The sequence below is a fragment of the Clostridium transplantifaecale genome, from assembly GCF_900626075.1.
GTDB classification, from domain to species: Bacteria; Bacillota; Clostridia; order Lachnospirales; family Lachnospiraceae; genus Otoolea; species Otoolea transplantifaecalis.
Genome location: NZ_UYZY01000003.1, coordinates 776,060 through 801,571, shown reverse-complemented (window position 1 = coordinate 801,571; position 25,512 = coordinate 776,060). Strand labels below are relative to the sequence as shown.

The window sequence follows — 25,512 nt, the reverse complement described above, 5'->3', positions numbered from 1 at the left end:
CCGTATTCCCCGACGCATACAGAGCACTCCTTAAACCTCTCACTTTTACGTTTCCTCAAAATCCTCTTCAATTTCCTTCGGGTCAAACCGCCTCGTAAAAGAATGCCGATTATCCTTGTATACCGCAATATTCCGGTCAACCAGGGGCGCAATGTCGGGAATCTTGTCCGGCGGCGCCGAAAAAATGGCCTGGAGGCCGAAACGCCTCAGCAGATGGATGCTCTCCCGAATCCGCTCCCCGTCCATCTTACTGAACGCCTCATCGAGAATGATAACCCGGATCGTATTATTCTGGTTTTTGTTTCTGATACGGCAAACCTGTGAGAAGGAGGCCAGCAGCGCAATATAAAACGGGATCTGCGTCTCTCCTCCCGATTTTTTGAGCAGTGTCTTGGATAGCCTCTGTTCCTCCCCCTGTTCATCCGTCACGATCAGGTCAAACACCAGATAGGTCTTATAATCCGTAAACTTGCGGATACTCTTTTCATACTCGGCCCTGCGCTCGGCCGTCACATTCGTCTCGTTTAAGATCAGAAGCTGGAACAGCTCGTCGATCTCTTTCTGATACTTTTCATTAAAGCTTTGGGAGGCAATATTCCACCCGCCGGTATCCATCAGCAGCGGATCCATAATCATATTGTAGTAATTCTGGTATTCCGGCCGAGGTTTCTTTACAAAACGGTAGCGATCCGTGCCGAAGACACTCTGTTTCAGCGAGGCATTCAGTTCCTCAATCTGCTGCGTTACGGACTCGATATTGGACTTGATTTTCGCTATGAAATCATCCCGGAACTGGTTATAGGCCTTTTCCCTGGAATCACGTATTTTCTCGACATACTCAGGAAGGCGGATCTGCTCCAGTTCATTCAATTCTTTGTCAAAGAAACGGTTGCTCTCCTCCTCCACATCATAGGGCATCTTATAGTCTGCATTGTACCGGGAGCGTTTCTCCGTCCTGTTCTTTCTCAGATTATCCCGTTTGATCTCCGTCTGCCTCATTGCGGCAAAAAAGCGTTCCCGCAGAGAAACCTCGAACTTTCCGCCCTGAACCTCCCTAAAACGCGGTTCTCCTGTCTCGGCAATCCAGGTGTGATCAAACTCCTGTTCGATCCGCTGCTGTATTTCCATAACCTGTCTTACTGCCTCCGGAAGTTTTTCTCCCCGCAGTGATGTCAGCTCCACATCCAGACGTCCATTCTTCTTGTCCAGATCGTGCCAATGATTATTGTTCGTCTCCACTTCCGTCTTAAGCGCCTTTATCTTATCCTTCATCCGCTCTAAGTAGAGGAGATCCAGCCCGTCGTATTCTTCCTGTACTCTGCCTCTCTGCTCTCGTAGTCCATCTAACCCCCTGCCGTCTTCCACCGCTTTCCGGTGCTGTTTTGCCTCATATTCCCCTAAGATCGGAGTTTCCGCCGCCGCGCGGACTACTCTATGGAAACCGGCAGTTTCCTCATAAAGCTTCTTTTGGCGCTGTAATTCTTCCCGGTTCTGCCGCAGCAGAAGCTCCATGGAGCGCCGGCCAATAAAGGGGCTGGCATATCTGGACGGATTTAATTTGCGGCTGACATATCCTTTGTACAGCATACAGCTTCTTGTGATCGATATTTTATGCTGATTCAGTTCGTCTACATCATCACATTTTACCACGCCGCCCAGCAGATAATCCGCATACAGCCTTGCATCAGGATGCTCTGTCTCAATCTCCTCCGCCAGAGAGCCGGCCATGGGCTTTTTCCCGAAATTTTTCCGCAATTTTCCGATATCTACCAGGCCTGCATCGTAAATCTCTTTCTCCCTTTTTTCCTGATTATAAATCCGGAGCGCCTCCTTGTAGTATTCTTCCGGCACCATCAAATAAAACTTCTGCTTATCCAGATACCCCTCGATGGCATTTCTCCAGGCCGGGTCCCTGACTTCCAGTAAATCCGCTAAAATATATACATTCACCGTCTTTTTATGCCGGGAGAATAACGTCTCTTCCAGCAGGCGTTTTAAAGCGGTTACATACCCCGGAAACGGTTTGATCCCCCTTTCCAGGTTTTCTACAGTAGCTTCCAGAGCCTTAATGTCTCTTTGAAGCTGCTCCGCCCTCCCCTTAAGCTGTGCGCGATAGTCGCTTACCTGCTGCTGCATCCGGCGCATGGTATCGGCAGTCGGTTCATATGGGAAATCCGACGCCTGGTTCTCCTCCAGAGCAGACATAGACTCCGCCAGCTCAAAAAATTCCGGTTCCAGCGAAAAACCTGTCTCCTCGACGTTCTTAATCTGTATCGCCCAGTCCCGGCCGTACTTTCTTATCTGCTGACACGCATTTTTCACTCCGGCTTCCAGCCGTTCTATCTCTTCCGCCAGATTATTTAAATGAAGTTTCAATTCTTTTTCACGCTGAACAAGGCTGGAGCTTGAATATTCTTTTTCCAGACTTTCCAGCTCTTTTTTCAGCCTCTTTCTCTCCTCTTCCAGAGATTTCATCTGTTCTCTGTGTTCTGAAATGAGAGCCTGCTTTTCCGTAATCTCTTCCCTGTACTTTTTCTCCTGCTCCGCAAATTGCTCTTTTTCAGCCCTCACCACAATATATTTCTGCTGTAAATACTTCTCTTTTTCCTTCTCATACTCCCGGTTAATGCCGCTTATTTCCCTGAGGCGGCCGATGCGCTCTTTTGTCCTCTTCGCATCCTCCTCCAGGCTTTTATACTGGCGGATATCGCTCTGCATCTGATCCACCTGAATATTATTCTTCACGTCGCAGATGGATTCTGTGATAAACTGCTCGATGTCGGCGATGGGCGAGAAGGGAACTGCTTTTTTCAGAAGAACCCGGTACTTATTTTTAATCTGGCCAAATTTAGCCAGAGTCACATCCTGATACCGCTTATTGGTATCGTAAAACTCATACAAGGTGCTTTTTTTCTTACCCAGCGTCCGGGACAGAAAGGTCTTAAGCCCCTGGATATCGAAGGGCGTCCGTGTCGATTCATCTACAAACAGATTCTCCGGAAATCCCTGGCTGTGAAGGATAAACCATTTGAAATCAATACTCTGATCCTTGTAGCAATCGCTGATAAAACCGGCGGTAAAGCGGCTTTTCCGTTCCGTATCCTCGAATTCCAGCGCCACATAACTGGTAAAACGATCATTTCTCAAATATCGAAATCCCGTATCTCCGTCGTCTCCCATCTCGCCAAAAAGATAGCTTTTCAGCGTTCTGGCCGATTTCTGGTTTGCAGCCTTATTAAAAAAGCTTCCGTTTGTATCCCCCAGAAGCACCAGCTGCAAAGCGTCGATGATGGTAGACTTGCCCGCCGCCGTCTTTCCCGTCAGAAAGTTAATCATATCGAAATCAATGACTTCTTTTTCATAATTATGCCAGTGAATCAGAAGCATCCTGGTAAGTTTCTTCATCTTCTTCGTCCTCCGGTATCATATCCCCACCCGGCTCCTCGTCAATCAGCTTATACATATTGCTGATCCGTTCATTGGTAACAATAAATAGTATGGTGGGCAGAATTAGTAACTTCGTGTCGGCCGCCTCCCAGCTGCCATCCGGTTTCTCTATGACCCGAAACCGGTTCAGCGTCCTCAGAGAATCTCTCAGCACGAGATTGGACGGTTTTTTCTTAATCACGCCCAGTGAAATCATCTTATGAACCAGATCACCGGTCGAGGTGAAAATATCTCTGGACAAAGATAATTTTTCCCGCTCTTCCTCATATATGAGACGCAGGACATACAGCATCAGCGTAGTGGCTTTGTCGAATTTAACGCGGTTATATTCATAGGTGCTGGATATAAAAATGACGCCGTAATTACTGTCCCGCTCCAGATGAAACCCACTGTATTCCAGATAATCCTGAAACAGGCCGAATTGCCGTTCCACAAACAGATAATCCGGGTTCGTCCGCTTCATGCTGTCGTCAAACACATAATTTCCCTGAAGCAGATAGGTGTGCGCTAAGAGCCAGTTGATAATCCGGCGAAAAGACTCCTGCTCCGTCAAACTGAGCTTCTCAAATTTTTCTTCAAACATGTTTCTCCACTCTTTCCGTCTTTTTCTTCACAAAGCGTGTGCGGGGCAGGCTGTAACCCTGGCAGTCCACATTCCCTTCCCCAAATTCCACCCTGTAACCGGCGCTTTTCTCCCTGCCCCTCAGAGTACCCAAAAGAAACAGGATGAAGTCTTCCGGCCCTTCCATCATAAGATCTTCTGTAGAAAATTCCGGCTGCCCCTGAAAGCAGCCCTCAATATAATCATCTATTTTCTGATTGCTGTACTGTTTTCTCACATCTGACAAAAAAGACTGCACCAGATCCGGATTTTCCTCCCTCTCCTGTAAGGGCAGGGGCTTTCCCTCCGTCTTCACGGTGCGCTTAACCCGGTCATACAGGGACTGCATATCCATAAAGGAATGCCGGTATGCCTGGGCCGCCCGGTTCATCTCGGAGAAAATTTCTTTTTCCCCCGCATGCTTTAACAGTTCCACCAGCTTTCCCTTGGCGCTTCTGTCCGCATTCATCATATAACGGATCCGGTCGATGGAGGCGCTGGTATACTCCACGTGCTTTCTGTCAATGTCGGTTATCATGACCTCGATGCTGTCATATGTATCCGCGATGGAATTAATCATGGAAAGAACCTCCTCCTTTCCATTCTCTTCATCCGGGAAAATATGGCGGCCGATTCCCTGTTGTACAATATCGGAAATCATTTTATCGTCCAAAAGCCAGCCATTCAAAACGGACAGGATCGCATACTTAAATCTCGGAACCGAATCAATAGTTTTAAGCGGATAATAAATCGTATCCACCACCTGCTCTTTATATCGGTCAAAATGTTCCGCCAGCAGGTCATTCACATTCAGTTGATCCGTTATCCGCTGATGGTACCTTTTGATATTGTTAAAAAGCAGCTTTAGCTCATCGACCAACTTAACGGTATTCTGATAGGCGGCCTGCAGCGCCTGATAGAGATAATCCGGATTTTCCCTGGAATTTTGCAGGGCGGCGTACGTGGCATAGACATAGCTGTTATATTCCTTGACTCGTTCGGAAGATAAGTCGTGCAGAAGCTCGATCACCTCGATCGCGTAGTCCGGAATAGTGATATTCTCGTCAAATGAATCCCTCTCATACTCTACCTCCAGCCAGCCTGTAGCCTTAAGTTTCCGAAGAAGCAGGTGGGCCTTTCCGGATATTCCGTCCATGTCCGCGCGCTCCTCGCCGGTTTCCTCCGCTTCTTCTGAAAAATCCGCCTGCAGGATGCTGGATTCCAGCGAATCCATCAACATCGCCGTCAGATTCTCCCGTCGGATCACCAGCTCCGTCTTAAATGCCTGGCGAAGTACGAAAAGCGCTTCCACATATAATTCTTTTTTACTTGATGACAAAATGCTGAAAAATTTATCCGGTATCCGTTCAAATAATTTCATCTGCTTTCGTTCCCCACACCTTATAGCAACTGCTTTTTTATCTCTACCGCTTTCGCGATTTCAAGGTACTTATCTTTCATCCTTTTTTCTTTCAAGAACGTACCTCCTATACATAACATTACTTTATCTTACCATGTTTTATATTGTTTGGCAATTTAGAGCAAAACTATATTTTGTACGATGCTGTTCTTCCGATTTTCCCTTAGTTCATCATAATTAAAAAATGCGGCAGATGGCTTTTCAACCATCTACCGCACATATAATCATCGTAATATATTAAATCTACTGCACCCAGGGTTGTGTCGAGTTAATGACATCCTTCCTGCCACTTTATATACCAATCTGGAATATTCTTTGAGATCCTGACAATCTCCCCGCTTTTATAAATAGCAAACCGCCGAAACTCATTTGTATTATCATATAGTGCTGCCAAGTCGCACAAACCTATAATTTTGTGTAGATTACTTAAACTTTCTCCAAATCTCTTCTCAACATCCTTGTCTGGTATTCCATGGCCTCCCATTTTCACTCGTTCTGCAATTCTCTGCTTTGCTATCTCCGGAGAATCAACACCGACATAGTGTAATTCTATCCAATAACCAGATTGCTTTGCCTTATGTATTGTACGCAATATTGTATGTCCACACAAGGTAGTCTCCTGATTAAATGTAACCTCTTCATGCAGGTAAGAATTCAATCGTTCAACGGCAATTCTACCTGCTTTCATTAAATCCGCAGTATTTCTCCAATCTCCAAATTCCCTCAATATTTCATCTGTATTGATTCGCGGCATCATATCCTGATAACGTGTTGTCCTATATAAAGTTGACTTTCCTGCCCCATTTACTCCGGCATATAAAATGTATTTTTTCACTTAGAACCTCTTCTGGTCTATTACTTTCTTTTGTTGTTTCTGTAATAGAAAATCACTTAACATAGAAAAAAAATCCTGCTCTTCCTCTGTCTCCGCGTTTAAGACCAACTCCAAAGTTTCATCTATATCCATATCTTTACATTCCTCGTATAATTTCTTTGCAGCTTCAGTCTTTGACATAAAATTGCCCTCCTTTTTCCTCTATAAAAATAGAGGTGACGTAAAAAGCCAGATTTACCGACCTTTCAACCGTTCTATCCACACCACCGATTTAGTGGTGACATATCCTTCCAGTTCCATAGTCTTAACATTCCGCATCACCTGCATAGGTGACGGCCAGGAAGTATCTTATACCATTAAACTAAATTTCTTCAACTGTCCTATTTATTATACAGGAAAATGAGATAAAAGAAAAGGCGTGATAATTTTTCTTCACGCCCTTTCATCTTCAACAAGTTATTGTATCCAAACTCCATTCTCATCCACCTTAAACCCATCCGGTGTCGTCCCCCCTGTAAACAGGGAGCCGTTATCATCTACATAATACCACATTCCATTGGTCTCCACCCATCTGGTCTTCGCCAGGCCGCCGCTGTTTCTGAAGAAATACCATACGCCGTCGATCTGGTTCCAGCCTCTGACCATCTGGCTGTCGTTGTTGAAATGGTAGATTTCATTATTGATCATCATGGACTCATTCTTTGCATACGTTCCGTCGGACTTGACAAACTTCCATACATCACCGTTCTGCTCCCACTTGTTGACGTCCTTGGAGGAAACTCCCGGGCCTGCCGAAGGTGAGGAGGACGGTCCGCCTCCCGGGCCTGTCTGCTGGCCGCCGGCCGGGCTGCCCGTCTGGTTCTGCTCTTCTGTCAGATAGGCGAAACCGTAATCCAGAAGCGCCTTGGTGTCCGTGTAATGCGTCTGCTTGCTCTTCAGAACAACGGCAATCAGCCGTCTGCCGTCCCGCTCTGCGCAGGTGACGAGCGTATTGCCCGCCAGGGATGTATATCCCGTCTTTCCGCCCACGATACCCTGATAGTATTCCGCATTGGCGGAACTTATCATCTTGTGGCCTATCGTCAGCTTTCTGACGGTTGGAACACTGGCCGTAGCAGGGAAATCGTAACTTATCGTGGAAGCGATCTGCGAGAGTGTCGGATTCGCGAATGCCGCTTTGGCAATCAGAGCCATGTCTCTGGCCGTTGTATAATGTTCCGTATTATTGAGGCCGTTCGGATTCACAAAATGTGTATTCGTACATCCGAGGGAAGCCGCTTTCTGGTTCATCAGATCGGCGAAGCCGCTGACGCTGCCGGATACGTGTTCTGCCAGGCCGTTTGCCACCTCGTTGGCTGATTTAAGCAGCAGGGCGTACAGACAGTCTTTCACGGAAAACTTGTCCCCTGCCTTAATTTTCAGAGTCACCGCTCCCGATTCCAGGTTCGATACCGCGCTCTCTGAAAAGGTTACCGTGTCGTTTAAATTGCTGTTTTCCAGCACCAGCAGCGCCGTCATCAGCTTAGTAATGCTGGCCGGATAATATCTTATATCCGCATTTTGCTCGAACAGAAAACGGTTGTTGTTAACATCGTACAGTACGGCTCCCTGGGAAGCCACCACCGGTTTCTCGGCCGCTCCGTTTGTCTGTCCCTGCGATGTACCTGCACCGGATGCCTGGTTCCCCTGGTCGGTTGTAACAGTGCCGGAAAGCGCCGGAAGACGCGAGGGACTGGATGAACCGGTCTGGCTCTGCACCGTCTGCTGGCCCGCTCCCGGACCGGCGGCAGGGGTGGAGACGTCTGCTGATACTGTGGAAACTACGGCCATCGACATGGCCAGTCCAAGACAAAGGGCTGCTTTTATGTTTTTCCATCTGTTCATCGGTAATACTCCTGTATATTTCTGTATTTTTATTGATTTCCAGTAAAAATATGATATCTCATATTTCGTATTTCGTACTTTACCATTGTACAGCATTTCATTCTTTATTACAATCCGATCTGAAAGTTATAATTATTACAATTTTATTACAGACTGTTGGTATAAGATCAGAAAATAACGGATATCGTTTAAAACACTACACTTCTCGCAAACCGCAGATTTTAACCGGATAAATCGGCGTATATATCATGCCAGACCGGACACAATCAAGTCATATATACTTTAAAATCATATACAGGGGTGATAAAATGTACGAAGAATTATTTTATAAAAGATTAATTGAATTGCGTTTGAATAAAGGTGTCTCAGCCCGCGATATGAGCCTCTCCATCGGTCAGAGCGCGGGATATATTAACTCGCTTGAAAATAAAAAAGGCATGCCGTCTCTGACCGTTCTTTTTTATATCTGTGAATATCTGGGTGTCACTCCCTCTGAGTTCTTTGATGAGGGAAACGGGTATCCCGCAGAACTGAAAGCTATTATAGAAGATTTGCGCCACCTCAACCGGTCCTACCTGCAGAATATAGGGGTGATTATAAAGGGACTGCGCAAGTGAGCAGGCTTAAGGATAGAGTCCGGGCAGGCGGACTCATCTATTCCTTCCACATCCGCTCCTCAGAGCCTGCGCCCTCTATTCCCGGACTCCCGGTGCCTATCCCAGCTTACACACATCAACCCACATCTCATACCCGGAACACCGCTCCAGCTCCTCCATCGTCAGCTCTATGGCGCTGTTGCTGCTTCCGCATGCCGGAAATACCGTCTCAAAGCGTTTCATCGACTCGTCCAGGTATACCTTCACTCCTTCATTAATGCCGAAGGGACATACGCCGCCTACGCCGTGTCCGATCTTCTCCGTCACCTCGTCCGGTGAGAGCATCTTAGCCTTGACCGAAAACTGTTCTTTATACTTGTGGTTGTCGATCTTGGCGTCGCCCGCCGTGACGATCAGAATCGCGTCTTCGCCGATTTTAAAGGACAGCGTCTTCGCAATCCTGGCCGGCTCGCAGCCGACCGCCAGGGCTGCCAGCTCCACAGTGGCGCTGGATGTCTCAAATTCCAGAACCTTGTCCTCCATTCCCCATTTTTTCATATGTTCTCTTGCGCGTTCAATTGACATCTTCTTACCCTCCCTGTTCAAAATGCCGAATCCGGCAGCGGTTCCTGCGGATTCGGCAATCTGTATTATAAGTATTTCTTTCTCAGCTCCGCTGCGCTCTCTGCAACAAGATAGCCCGGCGCAATGTCGAATACGGTCCTGCATCCGCTCTGCCCTTCCGCATTCATCTTATAGGCCGCCCTGGCATAGGCGACAATGATTGAGGATGTAAATTCGGGGTTGGAATCCAGTTTCAGGCTGTACTCGATCACATGGCCGTTCTCTTTATTCCAGCCTGTCTTTCCTCCCCTTAATACGAAACCTCCGTGAGGGAGACGGCTGTGGTCTCTCTTCATCTCTTCTTCCGTTATAAAATGAACGGTCGTATCATAGTCCGCGAAGTAGTTTGGCATTGTCTTAATCTCATTCTCGATCTTTGTCTTGTCCGCCCCTTCTTCCACTACGACAAAGCACTCTCTCGTGTGTTTCTGTCTCGTAGTTAGCTCCGGGTTTGTCCCGCTTCTGACTTCCTTAAGCGCGCTCTCCACCGGAATTGTATACTGTCTGGCATCCTTCACTCCCTCGAGCCTTCTGATGGCGTCTGAATGGCCCTGGCTTACGCCCTTGCCCCAGAATGTGTAATTCTCCCCATCCGGCAGAGCCGCCATAGCGTATAAACGGGTAATGGAGAACATGCCAGGATCCCAGCCGGCCGATATAACGGCAATTCTGCCGCCCTTCTTTGCCGCCTTGTCCACATCGTCAAAATGCTCCGGAATCTTTGCATGTGTGTCAAAACTGTCCACCACATTGAACCACTGTGAATAGTAAGGCGTCTGCTCCGGAAGGTCAGTCGCGCTGCCTCCGCAGAGAATCATGACGTCGATCTGATCCTTCATCTTCTCCGCCTCTTCCACTCCAAGCACCGGAACTCCCTCCGTGAGAATCTTCACCGTCTCGGGGGCGCGCCTTGTAAATACGGCCTTTAATTCCATGTCGGGGTTCTGCCTGATTGCACACTCGACACCCCTTCCCAGATTTCCATAGCCTAAAATACCGATTCTGATACTCATATTCTCTTTTCCTCCATCTGTGTTTTTGGGCATAAAAAGGGAGTGATTCCTCACTCCCTCGTCAGTTGTTCCCTATTATACAATAAATTAATAAAATTTTCCAGATCTATTCTTTATATTCTTTCTACAACTGTTTTTCCTTTTGCTGCCCGCTCCTGCCGGCCTGTTTAACTGTGCTCTCCCAAGAGACCTCTGCTCAATCCTCCTGATCCAGGTTATTGAACAAATCACAGGCATAGAATTCCCGGATCGACATGTTAAATCCTTCGGCAATCTTTTGGATATTGACTATGCCCGGATTTTTACTGCGCCCATTGAGAATACATTTCAGCGTTGAGAGCGGCATCCCGGTCTTATACGACAGGGCATACAAAGTGAGCCGGTCCCTTTTGAGAAGCTCCCTGATCCTTTTCACAGTCGCCTCACATATCTGCATCTTATGACCTCCAATCTTTCGTATGAATCTAGTTTATACGAAAAATCGCAAAGAGCCGGGCGATATATCATCCTGAATGTAAGGTTGTGGAAATTTTTTCCAGCTTACAACTTTTCCGCTGTATAAGATAGCTCTCCGGTATCCCAATTATTACCGATTTGCGGAAAAATGCCTTCTGGACAGTTACTGTAAAAGTACATTATTCCAGCTCACTTAGTCCGGTGTACAATTGATAGTAGCGGCCTTTCTGGCGGATTAGGTCCTCATGATCACCTCTTTCTATTATCTTACCGTGCTCCAGCACCATTATGGCGTTGGCGTTGCGGACTGTGGAAAGACGGTGCGCAATAACAAGCGTCGTCCTGTCTTTCATTAACCGGTCCATGCCGTGCTCGATATGCTTTTCTGTCCTGGTGTCTACCGAACTTGTCGCTTCGTCTAAAATCAGTATCGGCGCCTTTGAAACCGAGGCCCTGGCAATGTTGAGAAGCTGCCTCTGGCCCTGGCTTAAGTTAGCTCCGTCCCCTTCCAGCATGGTGTCATATCCTTTCGGCAGACGCATGATAAATGAATGGGCGGAGGCCGTCTTTGCAGCCTCTATTACTTCCTCGTCAGTCGCGTCCAGGCGGCCGTAACGGATATTCTCCATGACTGTGCCCGTGAACAGATGGGTATCCTGAAGAACCATTGCGATATTCTGCCTCAGTTCGTTGCGTTTCATGTGGCGGACGTCAACTCCGTCCACCGTAATGCTTCCCGACTGGATGTCATAAAAACGGTTAATCAGGTTGGTAATCGTCGTCTTACCGGCTCCCGTGGAACCGACAAATGCGATTTTCTGCCCCGGTTTTGCATAGAGGCTGATATCGTCCAGAATTACCTTATCCGGATTGTATCCGAAGGTTACGCGGTCGAGCACCACTTCGCCTTTCACCGGCTGAAGGGACACCGCATCGGCATCGTCCTCCTGCTCGGGCTCCGTATCCATCACGGCAAATACACGCTCCGCACCGGCCAGCGCGGAAAATACGTTACTGATCTGCATTGAAATTTCGTTGATCGGCCTTGAAAACTGCCTTGAGAAATTCAGGAAAACCGTGAGGCCGCCCACATCAAAGTTTCTAAATACGCAGAGCAGCCCTCCGATGCAGGCCGTCAGGGCGTAATTGACCTGACTTAAGTTTCCCATCACCGGTCCCATAATTCCTCCGAAGAACTGGGCCTTTATCTGTTTATCCCTTAAATCGCCGTTCAGATAGCCGAATTCTTCCTCCGCTACCTCCTCATGGCAGAATACCTTCACTACCTTCTGTCCCTGGATTGTCTCCTCAATATAACCGTTGAGGGCGCCGAGGGCCGACTGCTGGGCCGAGAAATACTTCTGGCTTCTGGATGCCACAAAGCCTCCCGCCTTCATCATCAGCGGAATTATCACCACCGTAATCACCGTCAGGTAAATATTCGTGTAAATCATCAGGATCAGCGTCCCTATGATGCTGAGTGCTCCCGAAAACAGCTGTACGAGCGTGCTGCTCAGCATATTGCCGATAGTGTCCACGTCGTTTGTAAAACGGCTCATCAAATCACCGTTGTTATTGGTGTCATAAAATTTCAGAGGCAGCTTCTGCATCTTTGCAAACAGCTCTTCCCTGATACGCTGCAGCGCGTTCTGGGCAATAGTCAGCATAATGCGAGACTGGGTATAGTTGGCCGCCACACTGAGCAGATAGATGGCCGCCATCACGAGCAGCGCCCGGAACAGGCCTGCGCTGTCCCCTCTGCTGCCGTCCAGAGGCACGATATAGGTATTGATAATCGGGCGCAGCATATACGCTCCCGCCAGATTAGTCAGTGTGCTCACAATAACGCAGGCAAACGCAACCAGCATCCACATCCTGTCTTTTTCGAGATAGGATAAAAGCCGTTTTACCGTCTCTTTACTGTTCTGCGGTTTCCCGCCTCCTTTTGCCGCCATACGGCCGGGGCCGTGTTTCTTTCTCGGAGCGTCCGCCACTCTGTTTCCGTAGCGCCGTTTCAGGCTTTCAATTCTTCTCTGATCCATCATGCCTGCACCTCCTGTCTGCCGTTTCCGTCCGTCACTGCCTGTGCCGGCGCTTCTGTGTTTTTGCCGCTCTCCTCTTCATCGCCGTTCTTTCTGCCGTACTGGGTTTCATAAATCTCCCTGTAGGCTTCACAGGAGGCGAGGAGTTCGCCGTGCCTTCCCATACCGATGATTTTTCCGTCATCCAGTACAATAATCTTGTCGGCATCCTCCACGGAACTGATTCTCTGTGCAATGATGAATTTCGTCGTGTCTTTGAGCGTTGTCCTGAATGCCTTTCGTATCTCGGCTTCCGTGGCTGTATCCACGGCGCTGGTGCTGTCGTCCAGGATCAGGATTTTCGGTTTTTTCAGAAGCGCCCTGGCGATACAGAGCCTCTGCTTCTGTCCGCCCGACACATTGACGCCGCCCTGGCCCATTTCCGTGCCGTATCCCTGGGCGAATGAGGTCACAAAACCGTCCGCCTGGGCGCTCTCCGCCGCCAGCCTGACCGTCTCCATATCGGCCTCCTCATTGCCCCATTTTAAGTTTTCTTCAATGGTGCCGGAAAACAGTACGTTTTTCTGAAGCACCATACCCACGCCGTCCCTCAGATGTTTCAGCGAGTAGTCCCTCACATCGATCCCATCGATCAGCACCTGCCCCGCCGTAGCTTCGTAAAGCCTTGGTATGAGCTGTACCAGGGACGTCTTGCCGCTTCCGGTGGAACCGATAATTCCCACCGTCTCGCCTCCGTTCACCTGGAAATCAATATGCTCCAGGACGTAATCCCGGTCATTGTCATAGGAAAAACAGACGTCCTTAAACTCTACCCGCCCTTCCGTAACAAGCGCATCCTTTCTGCCCGCATCTTCATCGGTCAGATCAATTTCGGTATCCATGACCTCGTTGATACGTTTTACCGACGCCATGGCCCTGGAACTCTGTAAAAACACCATGGAGAGCATCATTAATGACATCAGGATCTGCACAATGTAGGTGGTAAATGCGGTCAGATCCCCGACTGCCATCTCTCCTGCAATAATAATATTGCCTCCGTACCAGACAACGGCGATTGTCGTCACATTCATTGCCAGCATCATGACCGGCATTGTTGCAATGACGATACGCATCGCTTTTAAACTGCTCTCCTTTAAGTCCGCATTCATCTCTTTGAAGCGGCCGCTTTCATAGTCCTCCCTGACAAAGGATTTCACTACCCTGACATTGGTCAGGACTTCCTGGATGCCGCTGTTGAGACGGTCCAGTTTCTTCTGCATCACCTCAAACCGCGGGAACGCCAGCCTCAGTATCGTTGCAATCGCCGCCGTCAGAAGCGGGATGACAATCAGAATGATTACCGCCAGACGCGCATTCATCAGGAATGCCATGATAAGCGCCCCGATCAGCATTCCGGGAGCGCGCAGCATCAGGCGCAGTCCCATCATCATAACGTTCTGCACCTGCTGGATATCATTGGTAAGCCTGGTGACCAGGGAACCCGTGCTGAATTCATCAATATTTTTAAATGAAAACTGTTGGACTCTGGAAAATACATCCTTTCTCAAATCACTTGTAAAACTGATCGAGGCCTTTGCTGAAAAATAGGCGCCCAGGATCCCTCCCGCCGCCATCAGCACCGTAGTCAGAATCATCACAAAGCCGATTCTGATAATATAGCCCGCATCACGCTGCGCCACACCGTTGTTGATAATCATAGACATCAGTTTCGGAAGCATAATCTCTCCGAACACCTCCGTCAGCATCATAAGCGGCCCGATGATAAAGGCGCTCAGATACGGCGTGACATATTTCTTATATCTCTTCATATTGTCTTTCCCTCCAAGTCAATCCTGTGTTACCGTCCACGGCGCAACCAGCAGTATGTTTTGCAGAACACCGCTATGGACGGCAGCCATCCTATTCTGTCTTTGTATCACTTTCCTGGAAAAGATATTCCAGATTGAGGCGTACTTTATCAAGGAACCCCTCAAACTGATCCAGTTCTTCGTCGGTAAATCCGGCAAAAAGGGCGTTTTCCACCTTTTTGAATATTTTCTCACTGCCTTCCACAACCGCCTGGCCCTTGGGTGTAATGCAGATCTGGTTAAAACGGTTGTCGTCTTTATCCGCCACGCGGCTGATGTATCCGCCTTTTTCCATCTTTTTTAGGGAGACGGCTATGGTCGCGGTAGAAACATGCTGCCTGTTCGCGATTTCCTTCTGTGATGCATTAGGGCATCTGGAAATGAACATCAGGATCTGATGCTGGCTCCGGTATACTCCCGATTTATTCAGTTCCCGCTCAAGATACATCCTGTGCAGTTTATTTGCCATAAAATATTTTTCTACCAGTTCATGATTACGGGTGTCCATATTGTCATGAAAGTCACAGTTCATTTTTTAACCTCCTTGTTAGCCTTCTAATAATTAACTATATGATAATTAGTTAGTTAACTTATGTCAAGTGAAATTTTTATGAAGTGAGGACGCCGCCGTCAGGTCGGGGGCCGGGGTGGTGAGGGGGAACGCTGAGTCTTTCGTCCCGGGCGTCAGATTGTTGTGGGCGGGGAATCCGGGCAGAAAAAGATTCCTCCTGCCCGCGGGAAGGTTATGGCCGGGACGAAAGACTCAACCAAGACAGCGGCCCGGCCCCAGCCTACGGCGGCTGATTTGTCCTCTTTCTTCAATGGGGGAGGCGCTTGCCGCTGCCACTACGTTTCTCAGAATGCCTGAAAACTGCCTCCTGTTCACTATGAGACCATATAAACTTATAATCTTATAATCTTAGAGTGTTTATTCTGATACTCTTTTTATGCAGCCTAAGATGCCGTTAAAATGTAAAAGAATCACGGCTATATAGTGGCCGCGACAATACCTATCCCACACTTGACGAAAGAGACAATCAGCCCCTGAAGCCGGCGGACGGGGCAACAACCTTCCCTGAGTCTTCAGTCCCGCCGACAACCTACCCGGGGAAGGAAGGAGAAAACTTTCCGAAGGGAGACCTTGGAATCCGCCGGTGCTTGCTGAGGTCTTACACGAAGCTAGCATCCGCTGCGCATTCCATAAGCGGGAGCGAGTCCCCGCAGGAATTTTTTTTCCTGGATTCCCCCACACCACACTCTACAAACCGGGACTGAAGACTCATACACACCACCCACTCCCCCGTCCGTCATCTCACAGAGGCGTCCTCGCATCTCAATTAAATCCTCACACAGAACTGGCCGCCCCAAAGATAGGAGAGCGGCCAGTTCAATGTTTCATTCCATATTAACTTAAAATCCGTATCAGTTCCTCTCTGCTGAGCTCCGCCAAAGAAACCATTCCTTCCGTCACAATCTGGTCAGCCAGATTTTTCTTCGCTTCCTGCAGGTTTAAAATATTTTCCTCTATCGTATCCTTCATAATCAGCTTATACACCGTCACCTGCCTGCTCTGTCCGATGCGGTGGGCGCGGTCCGTCGCCTGGTTCTGTGCGGCCACGTTCCACCACGGATCGTAATGGATCACAATGTCGGCTGCGGTCAGGTTAAGCCCTGTTCCGCCCGCCTTCAGTGAAATCAGGAAAACAGGCACCTCGTCGCGGTGGAAGTCACTCACCATCCGGTTCCTCTCCTCTTTGGACGTGGAGCCGACGAGCAGATGATAAGAAATTTCTTCTTTTTTTAGTCTCTGTCCGATGATCGAGAGCATGGAGGCAAACTGGGAGAATAAAAGAATCTTATGTCCCGACTCCACTGCCGATACAATGAGGGAAATACATGTTTCCAGCTTGGCTGACTCCCCGCTGTAGCGCTCGAAACAAAGAGAGGGATCGCAGCACAGCTGTCTGAGTCTCGTAAGCTCGGCCAGTATCTGAAGCTTTCCGCCGCCCTCCACCGCCCTTTCATCCTCCAAAAGACTCTGGCGCAGTTTCAGGGCCGCCGCCTGATAGAGGGTCTTTTGTTTGCCTTCCGGCGCCGAGTAGACCACCTTTTCCAGCTTATCGGGCAGTTCCTTCAGGACATCCTTCTTCAGCCTTCTCAGGATAAACGGACGGATCATCCTGTGGAGATTCTCGAGCGCTTCCCCGCTCTGCTCTTTTACAATGGGTATCTCAAACATAGTTTTAAATTTACGGTAGGTAAATAGAAAACCCGGCATCAGGTAATCAAAGATACTCCACAGCTCACTGAGCCGGTTCTCCACCGGGGTTCCCGTCAGGGCAAAGCGGGTCACGGCCCTGACAGCCTTGACCGCTTTCGCGCTCTGTGTGGATGCGTTCTTGATATACTGCGCCTCGTCGATCACCTCAAAACGAAAGGTGTGTTCCATATAAAACGGCAGATCGCGTTTGAGCAAATCATAAGAGGTGACCACCACATCGTACTCTTTTATGTGCTCCAGCTGCATCTGTCTCTCGGCCTGCGGCCCGGTTACCAGAAGCACCTTAAGGGAGGAGGCAAATGAGGCAATCTCGTGTCCCCAGTTGTAAATGAGTGAAGCGGGGCAGACCACCAGGGATACGCAGTCCCCGCCGTCTTCCTTCCGTTCCTCTTTCTCAGACACCAGCAGCGTAATCATCTGAAGTGTCTTTCCAAGCCCCATATCATCGGCAAGGATACCGCCGAAACGGTACACATCCAGCATTTTCATCCAGACAAAACCTGCTTTTTGGTACTCCCTGAGCACCCGCCCCTGTTCATCCGGAGGTTCATAACCTACGGCTTCCGAAAGCTGAAGATCCCTTACAATCGTCTTGAAACAGCTGTCCCTTGAAAACGGAATATGCCCGTTCTCCCTGACCAGGCTTTCCAGATAAAACGCACGGTAGACCGGCAGCCTTATGACGCCCGACTGAAAATCATTCTTCCCGAGAGCAAGGCCGTCCGATAGCTTCAGGAGCGTGAGAAGACCGTCGTCGTTCAGCCGTAGAAAATCTCCGTTTTTCATCCGGCAGTATTGCTTCTTCTGCCGGTATTCCGAAAGAATTCCAGCCATCTCCGGGGCCGTCATCCCCTGCGCGTCCACTTTAAGATCCAGCCAGTTTCCATTGACGGAAACTCCCAGAGAGATTCTGGGCGGCTCCATCACTCTGATGTTTCTGACATTCTCGGAAACCCACACTTCCCCGATTTCCCGAAACCGATCCATCCCCTCGCTCAAAAGGCGGTAGATGGCATCCTCATCCTCCCGGATGACCAGATGTTCCCCATTGTTCTCCCGGTACTCAAAATATTTCGTAATCAGCCGGCTGACTCTGAACTCCCCGGGCACGTCCCTGCATATTTCCTTTGGTATCCGTTCGTCGTCCAGCGGGTGAAACGAAAAGTCCCCATATGACAGAGTCGGTTTCAGGGCAATTTCCTCAGGCTCACTGCTGTCAAATTCAAACCTGGCCTTTAATTCCGCCGGCCTGTACTGTTCCCAATCGATTCCTTCTGTCTTTAAGAGCCCCGCTTCATCAAGGTTTTTTAAAACTCTCTCGTAAAAAAGCGGGATATCTCTCTCATTCACCCTCACCCTGCGCGTTCCGCCCGGTTCGGATAAAATGTGTTTTAAAAATAAGGTCAGGATTTCCGTGCTCTCCCGGTCGCAGCAGTACAGGCTGTTCTCATCTGCCACATAAAGGCTCTTCTCTCCCTGAAAGGCCATCAGCTCCTCTGGCACCGAAATCTCGATTCCTTCCCGGCCAATCCTTTTTGCATGGACGTAGAAGGCCGGTTTTCCCTTAATAAGCAGAAGTTCCCTTCTGTGCCCCTTGTAGTCCTCCGCGTCAACTACACTTCCTTCCATGATTGCGAAAAACCGGTCACAGGCCGGTTTACTCAGGAAAATGGTATTCAGGAGCGGCACCGCGGTGTTTGTCCTCTTCCTGATATCTTCAAAATGTTCCCTATAGATTCCCGTCTCTTCTATCACCATCTGGACAAGCGGACGGCTCTCCGGCGTAAAGGCTGAGAGACTATGCTCGAAGGCAAGCCCTTTTCCATACTCCACCCGCTTTCCCGTCCTGACCGCATCGGAAAATGTCCCTAAATCCTTAATCAGATACTGCCTTTTCTCCCTGATGCGGCATTCCAGGGAAACACCCCTGTGTCCCACAATGAGGCGCGGCACAAGGCTCACGGTCTCTGAAATCTCTTCCCCCATAATCCGGGCGACCTCACGGTTTGTATACTCGCGGATCATCGTCCTGACAGACGGAGAAGTCGATATCGGAATGCTTCTGTTCTCCCGTTCCCTGGCTCCGTATTCCTTTAGCAATGTCAGGCCGTGAACACACGCTCCCTTATAAGAATTTCCCTGTGCACAGGTACAGTGGTAATCATAGATCTCCCCGTTCTTAATGAAGATTCTGGTGTTGTATGTCCCGTCACCATCTTCCACCACCGCCTGAACACGTACTTCTCCCTTCCAAAACGTGTCAACCGCCATATCCCTGATATTCAAACTGACCCCTCCAATAGATAGACAGGCGGCTCCCTCAGTGGACAGCCGCCTGTAAAAGCATATTACATGTGTTCCGGAGACTCCATTCCCAGAAGATCCATACAGGTGTCCAGCACCTCTTTTGTAAGTGTGATAAGGCTGATAAATGCAGCCTGTTTTTCAGCATCTTCCTCGGCAATAATTTTATTCTCCAGATAGAAATTGTTAAAGGCATCCGCAAGGTCAGACATATACTGGCAGATCTTGTGGGGAGCCGTCTCGGTAAAGGCCGCTTCAACCACTTCGCCGAAACGGCACAGTTCCAGCTGAAGTTCCTTCTCCGTCACCGACTGGGCCGGACGGATCAGAGCTTTCGCGGCGTCAGCGCCCTTAAGCTCCGCATATTTTTCCAGGATGGACTTGATTCGGACGATCATATACTGGATATGAGGTCCTGTGTTGCCCTCAAAGGAGATGAAACGGTCTACATCAAATACATAATCCTTTGTTGCCTGGTTTGAAAGATCTCCGTATTTCAGAGCTGCAAGACCTACAATCTCGGCGGTGCGCTGCATCTCATTCTGCGGAACCTTCTGTTTTTCCTGAATCTTCTTATAGACTTCCTCGTTAATTCCCTTAATCAGTGTTTCCAGACGCATGACTCCGCCGTCCCTCGTCTTGAACGGGCCGCCTTCCTTGCTGTTCATCGTGCCGAAACCAAGGAAAATCATCTTTGTATCTTCCTTCACAATTCCGGCCTTCTTCGCAACGCGGAACACCTGAATAAAATGAAGATCCTGGCGTTTGTCCACCACATAGATATAACGGTTCGGTTTATAATCCTTCTCCCTCTCGATGAGAGTAGCCAGATCCGAGGTTGCGTAAAGCGCCGCCCCGTCTGATTTTCTAACGATACAGGGAGGATATTCCTTCGTATCCCCTTCCTGCGCCACATCCACCACAAGAGCGCCCTCGCTCTCATAGGCAATGCCTTTCTGAATCAAATCTTCAATCAGGCCCGGAATATAAGGCTGGGCATCGCTCTCCCCCTTCCAAAGATCGAAATAGACATTCAGACTATTATAATTCTTCTTCAAATCAGCCAGAGAAACATTCATGATATGTCTCCAGATAGCACGGTACGGCTCGTATCCGCTCTGAAGCTTAAAGGTGGCCTCCTGGGCCCTCTCCTTAAATGCCTCTCCTGCTTCCGTCTTTTCCTTTGCTTTCGCACTTGCCGCCGGATAAATATCCTCCAGCTCGGAAATGGTAAACGGCGCTTCGGCCGGGTATTCCCCCCTGAAGTTCTCATCAAAATAAGGAAGTTCCGGCTTTCTGTCACGGAGCTCCTCAATAATCAGGCCCATCTGAAGGCCCCAATCACCCAGATGCACGTCGCCGATGGTCTTATGTCCCATATAACGGCAGATGCGTTTAATACTCTCACCAATAACGGCCGCACGCAGGTGCCCGACATGAAGCGGCTTTGCAACATTGGCTCCGCCGTAGTCCACGATAATCGTCTCAGGCTCCTTGGCCTCTTCAAGGCCGTATTTTCCGTCCCCGGCCATCCTGTTCACGTAATCCGCCAGGTATTCCGGATTCAAACGGATGTTGATAAAACCGGGCATTACCGCATTCAGCTCGGAAAACATCGGGCTGTCCTTTAGCTTCTCCACCACCTCGTTTGCAATGTCAATTGGTTTCTTTTTATATGCTTTAGCTGCCGCCATAGCGCCGTTACACTGATATTCACAGAGATCCGGGCGGTTGGACAGGGTCACGCGGATATACTTCTCATCGTAACCGCAGCCTGTGAACGCCGGCTTAAATTCCTCTATGATCAGATCCACTATCTTTTTCATCGGATTAATCTCCTTCTATAATATCGCCTTTGCTTATCGCATCGCTTTTTTTACATCTTTTCTAAATTTCTTCCAGGCATCTTCATCCTCTGCAAAGTTCTTCGGACATGCTTTTCCCGTCACATCGTAGTGGCGGATGACATCCTTGGAACTCAGATCCAGCTCCTTGCAGAGCCAGGCCGTCAATTTCACCAGCGATTCATACGTCTCCTCGGTAAACTCACCATCCTCGCCGGGATGGCAGCACTCGATAGAAATCGTATCGGAATTGCGGTTATTGGAAGCAAATGATTTCTCGTCAACGGGTATGCACTGGATAATCTCTCCGTCCAGCCCGATGACAAAATTGCTGCTCACTGATGTCGTATTACTGCCGCTCTGATTTTTCAGGCTCTCAAAATAATCCCTGTTCTGCTGGGCCGTAGTTCCCGGGTTGCCGATATAATGAATGACAATCGCATTCACCGATGCCAGTTTCGTCCCCGGCCTGGAATATGGATTCACCGATAAAAACTGCTGGTCAATCCACTCCGGCGCCTTGATGGCGCTCAAATCGATCGGTTTTCGGATCGTTGTCCCCCGTAACAACCATCCCGTCCCGGTTCCCAGAATAAATGCAATAATTCCTATGGCACAGCGGATTATGAGCCTTTTTCGGATCAGCTGCCTGCGCCTCAGCTCTTTTGCGCTGTCTGCGCGGCGGCTTTCTCTTCTCTCCTTCTCCATCCGTCCTCTCCTCTTTTGTCCTTAACCCACTCTTAACCGTTAACGGTAACCCGCCCGCTCTCAGAGCAGATTACCGTCTTCAATCAGCGATAACCTGTACGCTATGCGCACAGGTCTCCATCGTTAATCAAAAAGAACTGCTGTAAAATCTCGCTCGTCTCCTCCGGATATTTTACAGCAGCTCCCTTTCCTTATGGTAGCCGTTCGTTACAGTTCAATTAACCTTCTATTAAACTCTGGACAGATACTCTCCTGAACGTGTATCAATCTTGATTTTGTCTCCCTGATCTACGAATAACGGAACATAAACGGTAGCTCCTGTCTCAACAACAGCCGGTTTCGTAGCACCCTGGGCCGTATCACCCTTGAAGCCGGGTTCTGTATCTGTGATTTCCAGTTCTACAAATAATGGAGGCTCAACAGAGAATACCTTGCCATTGTAGGAACAGATCTTGCACATCTCATTCTCTTTGACGAATTTCAGAGCGTCGCCGATTGTCTCTTCATTTAACGCTACCTGCTCATAGGTATTCACATCCATGAAATGGAACAGATCGCCGTCGGCATATAAATACTGCATGTCCACTCTGTCGATTCTGGCTGCCGGGAACTTCTCAGTTGGTCTGAATGTTCTCTCCACAACACCGCCACTCATTACATTTTTAATCTTTGTTCTAACGAATGCAGCACCTTTTCCAGGTTTTACATGCTGAAATTCCATAATCTGAAAAACGTTACCTTCAATTTCCAGTGTGATACCGTTTCTAAAATCGCCCGCTGATATCATAAATGATACTCCTCCTTGAAATTCTCTTAATCTTTTTTATTTTATACTATAATACCCTGTTTTTCAACTACTTTTTGACGAATCACGTCTAATTCACCGTGATCCGCATCTCGTCTGCCGTTAAAATGCCGGCCTTACTGCTTGCCGTCATAGACCGGTGTCTCTTTTTCCAGCTTTTCGATCGCTTTTACCACCTCGGGGATATCAATTCCGTCAACCTCCAGCGACTGGTGGGAACTCTCCTCGTAAATGGGGTTACGCTTTTCAATCAGTGTCTCCACATTTTCCCTCACATCGCTGCCCTGAAGAAGCGGTCTGGTAGTGTCGCCCTTGAGTCTTTTTAAAACCGTATCGGCCGTGACACGCAGGTATACGACGCGGCCCAGTTTTTTCAGGAGCTCCCTGTTCTCTTTGCGAAGGGGAAGTCCGCCGCCTACGGACAGAATCATCCTCTCGCTCTTGTTTTCCCTGTTTGCCACCAGCTTTTTCAGAAGCTCCGTCTCCATCTGGCGGAAGGCCTCCTCGCCTCTCTCGGCAAATATATCGGAAATGCTGGTTCCGGCCTCTTCCCTAATCAGATAATCCGTATCCACCATGGTAAGTCCGTGTTTCTTCGCGTATGCTTCACCGACACAGGTCTTGCCTGCGCCCATAAATCCGATCAGGATGAGATTACCCTTCCATGCCGCGGCTTTCCGGCTGGCCGCCAGACGTTCTTCTATCGTCGTTCTGGCCTCGGTAATCGTCTCCTCGTCCACCTTTACGCCCGGGTTCCACAGTTCATATGATATTACTCCCTGATAGAGCAGCATGTTCAGCCCATTGATCGCACGGCCGCCGGCTGCCTCCACATGCTCCATGAACCTTGTCTTCGCCGGTGTGTAAATCACATCGACCGCTTCCCCTACTTTCTGATAGAATGCAGGATCTTCAATGGGAGCCACACCGACATTCGGATGCATACCCACGCTGGTCGACTGGACGGTAAAATATTTGCCGTCGGGAATCTTACCATGGTCCCCCAGAGGAAGGGGCTTAACCACGTCTCTGCCCACCAGTTTATTGACCCAGTCCGTCAGCGCTTTTGCTTTCTCCTGGCTCCGGTTCAGAAGGTAGATGACGGACGCGCCTTCCTTGGCCATCATATAGGCGGCAGCCTTACCCGCGCCGCCCGCGCCGATCAGGATGCAGGCCCGGTCTTTAAGCACAATGCCTTCTTCTCTCACGGAACGTAAAAGTCCGGGAACATCGGTATTATACCCTTTATATCCGCCGTCCATCCGTACCAGCGTGTTGACGGCGCCGATATCTGCGGCCGTCTCATCAATTTCCTTCAGATATTTCATAACAGTCTGCTTGTGGGGAACCGTGACATTCAGTCCAAGGATATTCAGGGCGTAAGCGCCTTCCACAGCCTGTTCAAGATTTTCTTCCTTCACCTTATACGGAACATATGCCAGATTCACTCCTGTCCTCTTTGCATAAAGATTCTGCAGCAGCGGAGACATACTGTGCTCCACCGGATTGGCAATAATTCCGCATACTCTAGTTTTTCCGTCCATACTCACTATCTCTTCCTCTTCTGAAATTTTCTTTTTTCTCTGTCTTTCTTTTGTCTCTATTGTAAAAATAAAGCACAATCCATTCCAGACGGCGCTTTATAACAATCTGAATCTCTTCTTTCGGATGGATCGGTTTGACCAGTATCCCGTAAATCCCAAGCCGGTTGGCGCCGTAGACATCCGTAAAAAGCTGATCACCGACAAAGAGCGTGGACGCTCTGTCTGTCTTCATCAGCTCCATTGCTTTTTTATATCCCTTCATTCCGGGTTTTCCCGCTTTATAGAGGTAACGCGACCCAACCTGGGATGCAAACGACGACACTCTGGGTTCCTTATTATTGGACATCAGACAGGTTTCCAGCCCCATCTTCCAGAGTCTTTTAAAAAGGGCCACGGCCCTCTCATCAGCCGGGGCCCCGTGCGGTACCAGAGTATTGTCAATATCAAAAATAACACCTCGGATTCCCTTATCATAGAAATCCTCATAGGGAATAACATAGGCTGAATCCACATACTCTTTTGGGTAAAACGCATTAAACATCAGACTATCCTTCCGTCCGGCTTATTCTGAAGAAGCTTTCCAAGCTCTTCCATAAATGTGTTGACATCCTTAAATTCACGGTATACGGAGGCAAATCTGACATACGCAACCTCATCCAGATCTTTCAGTTTGTCCATCACGAGCTCGCCGATGGCGGATGTGCTGATCTCCTTCTCTTCCATATTAAAAATCTTATTCTCAATCGCATCGATCAGAGAAGCAATCTGCTGAGGGGATACCGGCCTCTTGTGGCAGGAATGGAGAACACCGGCCTCAATCTTGGCGCGATCATACACTTCCCTCGTATTGTCTTTCTTGATTACCATCAGCGGAATTGTCTCAAGCTTTTCGTAGGTGGTAAATCGTTTGCCGCACGTCTCGCACTGCCGGCGGCGACGGATCGAGCTGTTATCATCAGCAGGGCGTGAATCGATTACCTTCGTGTCTGCTGCATTGCAAAATGGGCATTTCAATTGTTTTTCCTCCTGACACAAATAATTGTGTTTATTTTATCGCAATGGGGAGGGATATGCAAGCAAAAAGTGGATTTTGTTAGAAATGAGGGCCGGGGGAGACGGATGGGGGCTGGGTGTGGGGAACGGAGTGAATCTTCAGTCCCGGTTTATAGGTTATCGCGGGTGGGGAATACGGGCAGAAAAAGTTCCTTCGGGAAACGCTTACGCTCTTTGGCAATGTCATTAAGTTAAGAAATTTATAATT

The 25,512-nt window shown here is 48.9% G+C and carries 20 protein-coding genes; 1 reads left to right on the top strand and 19 read right to left on the bottom strand.

The genetic code is table 11. From position 1 onward, the window contains the following. Nucleotides 1-45 precede the first annotated feature (45 nt). The 6 genes from EJL91_RS15020 to EJL91_RS14995 all read right to left on the bottom strand — a co-directional run bounded on the left by EJL91_RS15020 (nt 46) and on the right by EJL91_RS14995 (nt 8,187). Entirely contained in the window at nt 46-3,405 is a 3,360-nt protein-coding gene (locus tag EJL91_RS15020) for an ATP-binding protein (protein WP_125142765.1), read from the bottom strand. Then, complete coding sequence (locus tag EJL91_RS15015; RefSeq protein WP_125142764.1) at nt 3,365-4,030, bottom strand: DUF4194 domain-containing protein; 666 nt, start codon at nt 4,028-4,030, stop codon at nt 3,365-3,367. The genes EJL91_RS15020 and EJL91_RS15015 overlap by 41 nt, the downstream gene beginning before the upstream one ends. Next, nucleotides 4,023-5,429, bottom strand: a complete 1,407-nt coding sequence (locus tag EJL91_RS15010) for a Wadjet anti-phage system protein JetA family protein (protein WP_125142763.1) — start codon at nt 5,427-5,429, stop codon at nt 4,023-4,025. Before EJL91_RS15010 ends, EJL91_RS15015 begins: the two co-directional genes overlap by 8 nt. 307 nt (nt 5,430-5,736) lie before the next feature. Next, the gene (locus EJL91_RS15005; RefSeq protein WP_125142762.1) at nt 5,737-6,303 is read right to left on the bottom strand and encodes an ATPase; all 567 of its coding nucleotides are present in this window, start codon (nt 6,301-6,303) and stop codon (nt 5,737-5,739) included. Continuing rightward, nucleotides 6,304-6,483 carry a hypothetical protein gene (locus EJL91_RS15000; protein WP_125142761.1) on the bottom strand — a complete coding sequence of 60 codons (180 nt, stop codon included), beginning with the start codon at nt 6,481-6,483 and terminating at the stop codon, nt 6,304-6,306. It lies immediately after the preceding gene. A gap of 276 nt (nt 6,484-6,759) precedes the next feature. Further along, nucleotides 6,760-8,187, bottom strand: a complete 1,428-nt coding sequence (locus EJL91_RS14995; RefSeq protein ID WP_125142760.1) for a D-alanyl-D-alanine carboxypeptidase family protein — start codon at nt 8,185-8,187, stop codon at nt 6,760-6,762. A gap of 308 nt (nt 8,188-8,495) precedes the next feature. On the opposite strand from EJL91_RS14995, the gene EJL91_RS14990 reads away from it, so the two are divergent. Further along, nucleotides 8,496-8,804, top strand: coding sequence for a helix-turn-helix domain-containing protein (locus EJL91_RS14990; RefSeq protein ID WP_125142759.1), 309 nt, complete (start codon nt 8,496-8,498; stop codon nt 8,802-8,804). A 96-nt stretch (nt 8,805-8,900) separates the two neighbouring features. Here EJL91_RS14990 and EJL91_RS14985 read toward each other — a convergent pair whose 3' ends face one another. From EJL91_RS14985 to nrdR, 13 genes are all read right to left on the bottom strand, one after another. Continuing rightward, on the bottom strand, nt 8,901-9,368 hold the full coding sequence (locus EJL91_RS14985; protein WP_125142758.1) for a YbaK/EbsC family protein: 468 nt from the start codon (nt 9,366-9,368) through the stop codon (nt 8,901-8,903). A gap of 65 nt (nt 9,369-9,433) precedes the next feature. Further along, nucleotides 9,434-10,420 carry a diaminopimelate dehydrogenase gene (locus tag EJL91_RS14980; protein ID WP_125142757.1) on the bottom strand — a complete coding sequence of 329 codons (987 nt, stop codon included), beginning with the start codon at nt 10,418-10,420 and terminating at the stop codon, nt 9,434-9,436. A 196-nt stretch (nt 10,421-10,616) separates the two neighbouring features. Next, the gene (locus EJL91_RS14975) at nt 10,617-10,856 is read right to left on the bottom strand and encodes a helix-turn-helix domain-containing protein (protein ID WP_125142756.1); all 240 of its coding nucleotides are present in this window, start codon (nt 10,854-10,856) and stop codon (nt 10,617-10,619) included. A gap of 199 nt (nt 10,857-11,055) precedes the next feature. After that, nucleotides 11,056-12,918, bottom strand: a complete 1,863-nt coding sequence (locus EJL91_RS14970) for an ABC transporter ATP-binding protein (RefSeq protein ID WP_423243448.1) — start codon at nt 12,916-12,918, stop codon at nt 11,056-11,058. Next, nucleotides 12,918-14,726: an ABC transporter ATP-binding protein gene (locus EJL91_RS14965; RefSeq protein WP_243125365.1), complete on the bottom strand. Its 1,809-nt coding sequence runs from the start codon at nt 14,724-14,726 to the stop codon at nt 12,918-12,920. Before EJL91_RS14965 ends, EJL91_RS14970 begins: the two co-directional genes overlap by 1 nt. A gap of 91 nt (nt 14,727-14,817) precedes the next feature. Beyond that, nucleotides 14,818-15,297, bottom strand: a complete 480-nt coding sequence (locus tag EJL91_RS14960) for a MarR family winged helix-turn-helix transcriptional regulator (RefSeq protein ID WP_125142754.1) — start codon at nt 15,295-15,297, stop codon at nt 14,818-14,820. An 873-nt stretch (nt 15,298-16,170) separates the two neighbouring features. Beyond that, entirely contained in the window at nt 16,171-19,332 is a 3,162-nt protein-coding gene (locus EJL91_RS14955) for a DEAD/DEAH box helicase (protein WP_125142753.1), read from the bottom strand. Nucleotides 19,333-19,394: 62 nt separating this feature from the next. Beyond that, entirely contained in the window at nt 19,395-21,176 is a 1,782-nt protein-coding gene (argS, locus tag EJL91_RS14950; protein WP_125142752.1) for an arginine--tRNA ligase, read from the bottom strand. Nucleotides 21,177-21,209: 33 nt separating this feature from the next. Beyond that, complete coding sequence (locus EJL91_RS14945) at nt 21,210-21,902, bottom strand: peptidoglycan recognition protein family protein (protein WP_125142751.1); 693 nt, start codon at nt 21,900-21,902, stop codon at nt 21,210-21,212. A 229-nt stretch (nt 21,903-22,131) separates the two neighbouring features. Then, complete coding sequence (efp, locus tag EJL91_RS14940) at nt 22,132-22,689, bottom strand: elongation factor P (RefSeq protein WP_125142750.1); 558 nt, start codon at nt 22,687-22,689, stop codon at nt 22,132-22,134. Nucleotides 22,690-22,823: 134 nt separating this feature from the next. After that, on the bottom strand, nt 22,824-24,251 hold the full coding sequence (gene aroE, locus EJL91_RS14935; RefSeq protein ID WP_125142749.1) for a shikimate dehydrogenase: 1,428 nt from the start codon (nt 24,249-24,251) through the stop codon (nt 22,824-22,826). Beyond that, the gene (locus EJL91_RS14930) at nt 24,235-24,792 is read right to left on the bottom strand and encodes a YqeG family HAD IIIA-type phosphatase (RefSeq protein WP_125142748.1); all 558 of its coding nucleotides are present in this window, start codon (nt 24,790-24,792) and stop codon (nt 24,235-24,237) included. Before EJL91_RS14930 ends, aroE begins: the two co-directional genes overlap by 17 nt. Beyond that, a complete protein-coding gene (gene nrdR, locus EJL91_RS14925; protein ID WP_125142747.1) occupies nt 24,792-25,265 on the bottom strand; it encodes a transcriptional regulator NrdR in 474 nt (157 codons plus the stop codon). The genes EJL91_RS14930 and nrdR overlap by 1 nt, the downstream gene beginning before the upstream one ends. Between the last annotated feature and the right edge of the window lie 247 nt (nt 25,266-25,512).

Bases quoted from the DNA above. Each gene is read 5' to 3' on its own strand.
- EJL91_RS14965 (WP_243125365.1), bottom strand. From the start codon at position 14,726: ATGAAGAGATATAAGAAATATGTCACGCCGTATCTGAGCGCCTTTATC.
- EJL91_RS14985 (WP_125142758.1), bottom strand. From the start codon at position 9,368: ATGTCAATTGAACGCGCAAGAGAACATATGAAAAAATGGGGAATGGAG.
- efp (WP_125142750.1), bottom strand. From the start codon at position 22,689: ATGATATCAGCGGGCGATTTTAGAAACGGTATCACACTGGAAATTGAA.
- EJL91_RS15000 (WP_125142761.1), bottom strand. From the start codon at position 6,483: ATGTCAAAGACTGAAGCTGCAAAGAAATTATACGAGGAATGTAAAGAT.
- EJL91_RS14970 (WP_423243448.1), bottom strand. From the start codon at position 12,918: ATGGATCAGAGAAGAATTGAAAGCCTGAAACGGCGCTACGGAAACAGA.
- EJL91_RS14930 (WP_125142748.1), bottom strand. From the start codon at position 24,792: ATGTTTAATGCGTTTTACCCAAAAGAGTATGTGGATTCAGCCTATGTT.
- EJL91_RS14960 (WP_125142754.1), bottom strand. From the start codon at position 15,297: ATGAACTGTGACTTTCATGACAATATGGACACCCGTAATCATGAACTG.
- EJL91_RS15010 (WP_125142763.1), bottom strand. From the start codon at position 5,429: ATGAAATTATTTGAACGGATACCGGATAAATTTTTCAGCATTTTGTCA.
- EJL91_RS14945 (WP_125142751.1), bottom strand. From the start codon at position 21,902: ATGGAGAAGGAGAGAAGAGAAAGCCGCCGCGCAGACAGCGCAAAAGAG.
- aroE (WP_125142749.1), bottom strand. From the start codon at position 24,251: ATGGACGGAAAAACTAGAGTATGCGGAATTATTGCCAATCCGGTGGAG.
- EJL91_RS15020 (WP_125142765.1), bottom strand. From the start codon at position 3,405: ATGAAGAAACTTACCAGGATGCTTCTGATTCACTGGCATAATTATGAA.
- EJL91_RS14980 (WP_125142757.1), bottom strand. From the start codon at position 10,420: ATGAGTATCAGAATCGGTATTTTAGGCTATGGAAATCTGGGAAGGGGT.
- EJL91_RS15015 (WP_125142764.1), bottom strand. From the start codon at position 4,030: ATGTTTGAAGAAAAATTTGAGAAGCTCAGTTTGACGGAGCAGGAGTCT.
- EJL91_RS14975 (WP_125142756.1), bottom strand. From the start codon at position 10,856: ATGCAGATATGTGAGGCGACTGTGAAAAGGATCAGGGAGCTTCTCAAA.
- EJL91_RS14990 (WP_125142759.1), top strand. From the start codon at position 8,496: ATGTACGAAGAATTATTTTATAAAAGATTAATTGAATTGCGTTTGAAT.
- argS (WP_125142752.1), bottom strand. From the start codon at position 21,176: ATGAAAAAGATAGTGGATCTGATCATAGAGGAATTTAAGCCGGCGTTC.
- EJL91_RS14995 (WP_125142760.1), bottom strand. From the start codon at position 8,187: ATGAACAGATGGAAAAACATAAAAGCAGCCCTTTGTCTTGGACTGGCC.